The sequence below is a fragment of the uncultured Paraglaciecola sp. genome, assembly GCF_937123705.1.
Classification (GTDB): Bacteria; Pseudomonadota; Gammaproteobacteria; order Enterobacterales; family Alteromonadaceae; genus Paraglaciecola.
In genome coordinates, this window is sequence record NZ_CAKZKO010000023.1 from 46,494 (window position 1) to 52,852 (window position 6,359).

4 protein-coding genes, 1 tRNA gene and 1 pseudogene are annotated in these 6,359 nt (G+C 41.6%); 3 read left to right on the forward strand and 3 right to left on the reverse strand.

The window, feature by feature from the left end:
* Positions 1 to 90 precede the first annotated feature (90 nt).
* Positions 91 to 1,143 (reverse strand): methanobactin export MATE transporter MbnM, encoded by a 1,053-nt coding sequence (locus Q0688_RS03575; RefSeq protein WP_299073252.1) that lies wholly within the window; start codon positions 1,141 to 1,143, stop codon positions 91 to 93.
* 53 nt (positions 1,144 to 1,196) lie between these two features.
* Positions 1,197 to 1,922, reverse strand: coding sequence for an MbnP family copper-binding protein (locus Q0688_RS03580; protein ID WP_299073248.1), 726 nt, complete (start codon positions 1,920 to 1,922; stop codon positions 1,197 to 1,199).
* A 181-nt stretch (positions 1,923 to 2,103) separates the two neighbouring features.
* Between Q0688_RS03580 and Q0688_RS03585 the strand changes: the two genes are divergently transcribed.
* From Q0688_RS03585 to Q0688_RS03595, 3 genes are all read left to right on the forward strand, one after another.
* Positions 2,104 to 4,809 (forward strand): choice-of-anchor B family protein, encoded by a 2,706-nt coding sequence (locus tag Q0688_RS03585; protein ID WP_299073249.1) that lies wholly within the window; start codon positions 2,104 to 2,106, stop codon positions 4,807 to 4,809.
* Positions 4,810 to 5,038: 229 nt separating this feature from the next.
* Positions 5,039 to 5,115: transfer RNA gene (locus Q0688_RS03590), tRNA-Ile, on the forward strand.
* Between the two features lie 216 nt (positions 5,116 to 5,331).
* Positions 5,332 to 6,093 carry a hypothetical protein gene (locus Q0688_RS03595; RefSeq protein WP_299073250.1) on the forward strand — a complete coding sequence of 254 codons (762 nt, stop codon included), beginning with the start codon at positions 5,332 to 5,334 and terminating at the stop codon, positions 6,091 to 6,093.
* Positions 6,094 to 6,143: 50 nt separating this feature from the next.
* On the opposite strand, the pseudogene Q0688_RS03600 reads toward Q0688_RS03595, so the two are convergent.
* Positions 6,144 to 6,359, reverse strand: a pseudogene (locus Q0688_RS03600) (hypothetical protein); the annotation flags it as partial.

Here is a 6,359-nt window from a genome sequence, read left to right on the forward strand (position 1 = left end):
GCGATCTATAATTTTTGCCAAGTTTTTTAAAACGATAGCAAAGTTCTTAAGCCCTTGCACCCCTTAGTTTTTAAGCACTACAGATGAAACTTAATGACGATTTAGATTTGAATTTAAAAACTTCTGGTCGGTTAGACTTTGCAAAAATTCAATCAGGTCTTGTTTTTGTTTTGGCTGCAATTCAAATCCCTTTATAAAAGCACTTTTCAAGGGATTAGTTTTGCCATGCCCCCTGCCCCCTGAGGCGTAAAATTCAATGACATCTTCCAATGTAGCTAAACTACCGTCGTGCATATAAGGCGCACTTACCGATACATTGCGTAAAGTAGGTGCTCGGAACTTTCCCATATCCTTAGGTTGAAGGGTAGCCTCAATCAAGCCTTGGTCAAAAAGTGGGTAAGCCCCCTTCCCATCCACGTTATATAGTCCAGTATTATGAAAAGGCCGTAAGTCCAACTTTTGATTTTCGTGCTGGCTAGATTGGGTAAAATTAAATCCACCATGACAGTGAAAACATTCTAACTTTTCCGAAAAAAACAACTCCATGCCCCGTTTAGCAGCGTCTGAGAGTGCGTCGTCATTCCCTTGATAGGCATATTTATCAAATGGTGACCCAAAGCTAGTTAGACTTCTCACGTAGCTCGCTAATGCTTTTACTATCCGATCAAAAGTGACTTGCTTATCGTTAAACGCTTCATTGAATAATGCTAAGTACGTCTGACTTTTAAATCTATTTAATACCTTATCCTCATGCCCAGTAATACCAAGCTCAATTGGATTCTCTGAAAACATCGGAATAAGAATTTGCTGCTCTATTTGATTCAGCCCTGAATGCGCCCACGTAAGGTTACTGTTATATGCGACATTAACTAAAGACTGACTATTACGCTTGATCAGTTGACCCGTTGCGCCTATGGCTGTTGTTTTCGGCTCTGCAAAAGCAAACTGCGGCAAATGACAGGAGCCACAAGAAGTGGTTTGATTAAAAGACAGATTTTCATCAAAAAATAGTTGTTTTCCCAGTGATACCTTGGCGGTAGTCATAGGGTTGTTTTTAGGTACGTTAGGCAACGGAAAGCCTTTAGGTATATTCCACTTATATACCTGCGGCTTGACATCAGGCGGCTTACAGCTGAATAACATACAGCTCAAACTGCAGCAAACAGCAAAACGAACCACAGTTGTAGCCAACATACTCAGTGCCACTCGAACACATCGTGATTTTGAAGGTTTGACATCAAAGTGGCACAACTTTGTTGCCCTTGATGAAACAAGCAAGAGTCATCACTTTGCATGGGGGTATTGGCTATCAACCTGTCTAAATGCAACACAAGCTTGGTACCGTCGGCTTTTTTGGGCAATTTAAAACTAACTCTATTGGGCTGAACACATTCGTTCTCAGGGGTACGCATGGTCGACGCTGCCGTGCATCCAACACTGCCTAGGTGAAACGCCCAATTATTGCTAGGCCCCTGCATATCCAATCTAAAAAACTTGTGCCCCGCACGCCACGACCAAAACATAGAAGGCAAGTTTAGAGGAGAAGGCTGCTGTAACGGATTTTCATGATTTAACTCAAAAGGCACAGCTAGGGTAAAAGACAACTGCTGATAATGGTCAAGATCCACAGGCGCTAAAAATTGCAAATTATGATTACTGGTTAGTGTTTCCGCCGCAATACCAACATCAGCCGCAGAGTTTGTCGCGCAGTCTGGCAAATAGGGTTTAATCAACACCACATTTTCTGCTTGCCAAGGAGATGAACCTAAGATTGCTGTTTGGGTGTTTTTGTCGTTTATTAATCTAAGATTACTGACAAAAAATGCAAGTTGTTGAATAGACCAAGGTTGCTGCTGAGTTTCAAAGGTTGAGCAAGTGAGTATTTTGCCATCTCTCCAGATTTCAACTTCGATATTTTGCACTTCGGTAGTTCTAGAACAAGCACTGAACATCAGCGCAAAACAACTGATTAAGACCAAGGAACGTGATTTTTGTATGGTTAATTTGAACAAATTATTTGTAATGTCAGGTCTAAAAGGTAAGGTGTAAGCAAGCTTCATATAAATTTAAATAGGTTTCATGAGATATTTAATTGGCGCCATAATGATACTGACATTAGGGTGCAGTCAAGATGTTCAGGCTCATGCAGAGCATGACAAAGCGCGTTTTGTTGCCACCACGGGTCATGATCAAGGAACCTGCAACAATAGGTTTAGACCATGTAAAACGGTCTCTTTTGCCGTAAAAAATGCCAATAAAGGTGACACCATATTGGTGGCTCAAGGGCAATACTCAATTAAGTCCGAACAAGATTTATTATATTTCACTGGCCAAATTGTGCCTGTTTTAGGTGGTTTTAGTCTAATTGAGCAATATCAAGGGCAAAACCCCGACACCTATCAAACCACAGTAACGGGTGTGCCAGTTGCATATGCCCAACAACTGAGTCAACAAGGTTTTCATGTTATACGCGACACAAAAGCCTTGTCGAAATCATATTCATCTAACGATAGTCGCCAGTTTTCAAAAATAAAACTGATGCAAAATAAACAAGTAAGCAGCCCATGCATTAACGGCAATGCAGATGGTTTTGCATGTGAAAATATGTCGTTACTCGCACATGTACCCTTAGCCGACTTTCCAAACAGCCCTAGCGCAGCAAACGATATATGGGGGCATGTGGATCTTAACAGCAAAAAAGAATACGCCATTATAGGCCTTAAAAACGGTGTTTCTGTCGTAGATGTCACTTCGCCAACTTCACCCGCAGTGGTTGGTAGTGTGCAAGGTTTATCTTCAACTTGGCGAGATATAAAAGTATACCAATATTTTGATGCCGCATTATTAAGATGGCAGGCCTATGCCTATTCAACCACAGAGGCCAACGAAGGCTTAACCATTATTGATTTGAACGACCTTGAAAACGGCATCACTGTAGTAAATCGCCAAACAACAGATCGTTCAGCACACAATATATATATTAGCGGTATTGATTACACCCTAAATATTGCCACTGCAAATCAAACCCCTGCGGTTCATATTCTCGGCTCGAACCAATATGGTGGCGCGTTTCGCTCTTATTCATTGGGCGATCCAGAAACGCTAGGCACAACCTACCGCAATCTACAAGGCAAACCAAAGGATTATAGCCACGACGCCTCGTCTTTAGTGGTAAAGGATGCAAGAGCGCAAACAGATTGTATTCAAACCAGCAATAACGGCTGCTTGGTGTTTCTGGACTTTAATGAAGATTCACTCATTATTTGGGATCACACCGATAAAAATCAGGCCATTAGGCTAGGCACAGGTACCTACCCTAATGCTGAATACACCCATTCGGGTTGGTGGACCGAAGATAAACAATTTGTCATCGTCCACGACGAGCTAGACGAACAAAGACGCGGATTAAATACCACGTTAAACATATTTGATATTAGCTCTCTTAGCTCCCCAACTTTAGTTGGCACGTGGACAGGCCCTACTCGCGCTTCTGATCACAACGGTTTTGTGCGCGGTAATCGCTACTATATGTCCAACTATGAACGCGGCCTAACGGTACTCGACATCACCGATCCGAGCACACCGCTCGAAGTAGGCTTTTTCGATACCTATCCGGTGTCGAACAACGCAACCTTTAATGGCGCATGGGGTGTCTATCCATTTTTACCAAGCGGCAATATTCTAGTCAGCGATATCAACAGCGGCCTGTACATCATTCAAGACCAAACGCTGGCGAACGAAACCGGAAATATCGCTTTTAGCGCTAGCCAAGTTAGTGTAAATGAAGGCGACAACCTCAACATTGAAGTTTTAAAAACAGGCATTGGCGCCACTAGTGTTGGTTACGAAGTTTTACCAGGCTCTGCCGGCATAGAAGATATAATATTAACTAGTGGTGAGCTAACTTGGGCCAACAACGATAACCAAACTCAAAGTATTCAACTACAAACAACCCCAGACGCACTAGATGAAATAACCGAAACCCTATTCATCAGGCTATTTGATCCTAAAAACTCTGCCACCCTAGTACAACCCAGCATGCTCAAAGTGAGCATTATCGATGCCCTGCAACAAGGCAAAATTGTATTCGCTACAAACGAAATAAAGGTAAAAGAAACAGGTTCAAATATACAAATACCCGTTACCCGTCAAGGTGGCAGCGATGGCGCCTTAACAGTAACTTATGAATTCACATCAGGCTCGGCGATTTTAGGTGAAGATGTCACTGCCAGCAATGGCACCCTCGAATGGCCAGATGGAAACAGCACAACCCAATACATCAACATATCACTCATAAACGACAATGAAACTGAAATACAAGAGTCACTGCAATTAACTCTACAGGCAAATGAAACACAAGTACTCGGTCAACAGTCATCGGTGGACATAATCATACGAGACGACGAATCGAATCAGCCACCAACCGCAACCACTGCCGATGACATAGAAGTTAATTCGCGGCAAAATGTGGTACTCAACGGCAGCGGCAGCGATCCAGAAGTACAACCGCTCAACTATCAATGGCAACAAATCTCAGGCAGCAATGTCACAATCAACAATGCCAACAATCCTCAGGCCAGTTTTACCGCCCCAAACACCGCCAGTACCTTGACCTTCTCACTAACAGTGACAGACGATTTTGGCCTTATCAGCACAGATAGCATAGTGATAACAGTGATCGCGCCTAATCCCGAGCCTCCACCAAACAACTCAGGTGGCGGCAGTGTCTTTGGTTTGATACTGCTCATGCTAATTAGATGTGGAATATCAAGAAAATCTGTAGAAAAATGCAGCAATCAAACACAATAGCCCACAAGTAAGATGACAAAGAAAAAAAAACTGCTTATACTGCGCCTCGATTTTGTAAAGCACCCGCTTATCAAAGTCACTGTATACAATACGGCCCCTTAGCTCAGTTGGGCGAATAGCGAAATAGCAAAGCATAGCTTTGCCGCTACGAACGCGAGACAAAGGACGTAGAGCCGGATCCCTCCACATGGAGGTGTGACACTGGCTTAGTAAAAGTAAGATACAAAATGGCCCCTTAGCTCAGTTGGTTAGAGCATACGACTCATAATCGTCAGGTCCCCTGTTCGAGTCAGGGAGGGGCCACCATTTTTAAAGACTTCCATAGCTACTCCCGTACAACATTACAAATTTATCTATCTCACGGATCGGTCACGGATCGGAATTCAACATTTTTTAATAATAAAGACTCGCCAATCTAGTTTTCCATTTTTTAATATGATTGAGTGTGCAGGATAAGTTAGTTATATTGCTTTAGATAAAAATTCATTGCTGTGAATTTATAAACTTATAGGAAATTCAGGGATGATTGAAAAATTTACACCACGTTTAATTTTAATTGGCCTTATTGTTTTTATTGCCTCATGTTCATCACAACTTCAAAATGTACTATTACTTGATCGTGTTACACCTCAACTAAATCCAGAAAAAGAATTTGTCCCGGTAAAACTTACAGCAAGTGTTGGTGAGATAATGTTGACTTCTGGACAGTATTTAAAGGAGCCTTCAGAGACACATCTTGGATCGTTCCATGTTGATGAAAACATCATGGCAAAAGTAGATCACAAAATGCAAACTTTTGAATTTTCTCTACCTACCGGTGATTATCAACTCCGTAGTATCACCAATAGAGGTAAATACTATTCCTCTGCGTCACCTTTTAATAGTTTAAATGGAACAAACAAAGCGTTTGGCGGCTTATTTATACCAACTGGTTCAACTGAAGCAACAGAGTTTTATTGGAGCTGGCATTTTCCTGCCTCTGCTATTTATCAAGCTAAATTAGCATCACCTTTAACCATACTGAATGGGAAGTATAAGGCTTATTTAAAAGCTCAAGAGCGCTCTAATGTTAATATTACGCTAACTTATATTGGTGTTGCAGCGGGGCAAATTAAGTTTGTTTATAAGGAATTCACAGATGAATGGTTAGCAAGAGCAGCTTTCACACAAGAAGTAAGTTTGGATTACAAAGCTGGTGGTACTTATGCATATAAAAACGCTAGGTTTAGTGTAGAAGAAGCAGACTCAACTCATATAAAATTTACGCTGCTTAGTCCTTTCTAGATAATATTCTGCTGCCAAGCTTTTACAAAGTCGTTGGCAGCTGTTTTTTACTAATAACCACATAATTTTCTAATTTTAAGATCTGATAAATAGTTATACTCATTTTCTAGGCTTTTAAGTTCAGCCCTTACCTTGGCAAACGTATTACCATGAAGCCCTTTTGGTTTAGGCCACCACATTGAACCTTCAATCAAGTTATATCTATCAGGCCAATCATAGCCCCATGTTTGCGCTCTGATTTTTCTTATCCGTCTTGCCAGCCTGTC

Excerpts from the sequence above, each read along its gene's own strand:
- Q0688_RS03585 (WP_299073249.1), top strand. The coding sequence starts at position 2,104 with ATGATACTGACATTAGGGTGCAGTCAAGATGTTCAGGCTCATGCAGAG.
- Q0688_RS03595 (WP_299073250.1), top strand. The coding sequence starts at position 5,332 with ATGATTGAAAAATTTACACCACGTTTAATTTTAATTGGCCTTATTGTT.
- Q0688_RS03575 (WP_299073252.1), bottom strand. The coding sequence starts at position 1,143 with ATGTTATTCAGCTGTAAGCCGCCTGATGTCAAGCCGCAGGTATATAAG.